1 protein-coding gene is annotated in these 2942 nt (G+C 40.5%); it reads right to left on the bottom strand.

The features are described from left to right. Positions 1 to 225 precede the first annotated feature (225 nt). Positions 226 to 2232, bottom strand: a complete 2007-nt coding sequence (gene acs / locus MUW73_RS03745) for an acetate--CoA ligase (protein ID WP_243575271.1) — start codon at positions 2230 to 2232, stop codon at positions 226 to 228. Positions 2233 to 2942: the final 710 nt, after the last annotated feature.

Below are 2942 nucleotides of genomic sequence, written 5' to 3' on the forward strand. Positions count from 1 at the left end.
CCGAGGGTGTGTTGCTACCACAACCACCACAGTTAGCCCCCATTAATGTAATGGTGGACAGTAGACCAGCCTGGTACAAAAATTTTATATAGTTGCTCATTTTAGGTAATTGTTAAAAAATTTATGGTATCGATTGAGCCTGCTGGCTATGCTATAGCGAAAGTAATGCTTTTACAAATTTACAAAATAATAAGTAGGGCTGTCCCATAGGTTCATTAAAAAATCTTACCCTTTTTTAGTTGTAAGCGCGAGGAGCTGTTCAATGATAGTTTGGTCTACTAACGTTGAGGTATCACCTAAATCTGCGTCCTGTTGTACTACTTTTTTAAGCAGTCGACGCATTATTTTGCCAGACGCTACCTTAGGTAAAGCGGGTACAGGGTGTATCAACTCTGGAACGGCAAAGGCGCCTATTTTGTTACGAACAATTGCTTTGATTGCATCTTCAATGATACCATCATATTTCCACCTATGCTTTAATACGATAAAACAGTGAATGGATTCACCTTTTATGGCATGTGCAGCAGAGACTGCAGCTGCTTCTGCTACTGCTGGGTGTTGCATCAATGCAGATTCAATCTCAGCAGTTGATAGTAAGTGACCGGAGACATTCAACATATCATCTCTTCTACCTATGATCCAAAAATAGCCATCTGCATCACGTTTTGCCGCATCGCCTGTGTAGTAATAGCCATTGTATGGCTCAAAATAGGTAGATTCAAACCTTTGATGATTCCCATCAAGAGTTCGGGCGATTCCTGGCCAGGGATTTTTGATAACCAAATATCCTTCTCCCTCACCTATCATTTCAACGCCATCTGCATCAACGATTGCGGGTACAATACCAAAAAAAGGTAGTGTAGCAGATCCAGGTTTCAATGGCGTAGACCCAGGAAGTGGACAGATGATAGGGCCGCCTGTTTCTGTCTGCCAAAAGGTATCAATAATCGGACAGCGCTTTTCACCCACTACTTCGTAGAACCAATGCCAAGTGGCAGGATCAATGGGTTCACCTACGGAGCCAAGTAGGCGCAAGGAGGCCCTACTATACTTTGTAACATATGAGCGGTCAAGTTGCATAAGGGTTCGAATCGCAGTAGGAGCGGTATAAAATGTGGTGACTTGATATCGATCGATCAACTCCCAAAAGCGACCTCCATCTGGGTAAGTCGGAATGCCATCAAATATAACAGTGCTACTTTTACAGGCAAGTGCACCATACACATTGAAAGTATGGCCTGTAATCCAGCCTAAGTCTCCAGAGCAGAAAAATAGATCTTCTTCATGGTAGTCAAATGCATATTTAAATACAGTGGCTGCGTATAATAGATAACCTCCACTAGTGTGTAACACTCCTTTGGGTTTGCCAGTCGAACCGCTTGTATACAGTATAAATAATGGATGTTCTGCATCAACCCACTCAACTTCACATAGATCGGATGCAGATGCCATTACTGTTTCCCAAGCCAGGTCTATTGAATCATCCCAGGGAATATCGGGTACATCTTTATTCAGCTTGCTGGTTTGCAGTCGGTTAAAAACGACACAATGGTTAATCAGGTGGCCAGCTGCTTTACATTGTTTCAATGCTTGGGTAGCAATCGACTTGAGGGGAATAAATTTTGTTCCACGAAAGGTTCCGTCAGCGGTTACCAAGAGTTTTGCATTTGCCGCTATCATCCTTTCTGCCAGTGCCTCTGCTGAAAATCCTGCAAAAATCACAACATGGATGGCCCCAATGCGCGCACAACTTAACATCGCTATGATGGCCTCCATAGTGGTTGGCATATAGATGGCCACACGGTTACCTTTTTGTATGCCTAGGGTTTTTAAAACATTGGCACATTTACAAATTGCTTCCAGTAAACCTTGGTAGGTGATTTGTTTTTGTTCGGTTGGGTCATTTCCTTCCCAGTAGTAGGCCATCCTATGGCCATTGCCTTCCTCTACATGCTTGTCTACTAGGTTATAGCAAACATTAGTGGTGGCTCCTTCCATCCATTTGGTAAAAATATTCCCTTTTTTGAGGTCAAAATTGTAGCGCAGAAATGGACCAGTTGGTTGCTGTTTCCAAAAAAATGGCTTGGATAGCTTTTCCCAAAATTGGATTGGATCCTCAATAGATGCTTTATACATTTTTAAGTATTGATCCAATGATGCGATATGGGCACTTTGTTGAACGGCATCGGAAGGAGGGTATAGTCCGTTTAAATCAGTTTTAAGGCTTTTCATGCTTTAAAAAAATCTTGCATCCATGTTGGAGGAAGGATGGCTGCTTGAGAAAGTCTATAAGTCGGTAGCTGATTTACAGCAACGTAAAGGTGTGGATCTATCTATAACCAGCCTTTTTATAAGTAAAACTTTAATTTACGTAAAAAGTTATATTTTGACTAAATAAATTGGTAAGTTCTATGTTAAACTCTACTCATTGACCGTTAGAGTGAGGTAGTAAAAAAATAAAAACGGACTTTGTCAAATAATTGCGATTAGCAAGCACAGTTTACAGCTGAAATAGAAAAACAGTTGCAGAGAGGGATCGCAGTAAGGATGCTGTTTTTCCAGCTGTAAGGAGTGCTTGCTGGAACTTTTTAGGGAGGGCTTGATTTTTTGTCCCTTTTTATCAAGAAAAAATGGGTATAAAAAATGCGTTTTTTTTAGGGCACTATACGGCTGAGTAGACACAAATAATGAACATGGATGCAGTACTGTGGAAGCCTAGGTTAAAAAAGCAAAAAAGTGTGTGATAAAAATAACCGAGTTAGGTAAAAAGTCTTGTCTGTTCCTGACACTGTTAAAAAATGAATTTTTTAAAGCTACTTTTTGCGTATCCGTTCACGACTGTGGTTTTTCTTCGATTATATTTAGCAACTCTTTGGTTTGCGTTGACGCAATTAGTAGAAAATGAATTTTTGTTGTTACTTTTTTCTTGATAAAAAAGTGTG

Source organism: Candidatus Cardinium sp. cByotN1, from assembly GCF_022810525.1.
Lineage (GTDB): Bacteria > Bacteroidota > Bacteroidia > Cytophagales > Amoebophilaceae > Cardinium.

Excerpts from the sequence above, each read along its gene's own strand:
- acs (WP_243575271.1), bottom strand. The coding sequence starts at position 2,232 with ATGAAAAGCCTTAAAACTGATTTAAACGGACTATACCCTCCTTCCGAT.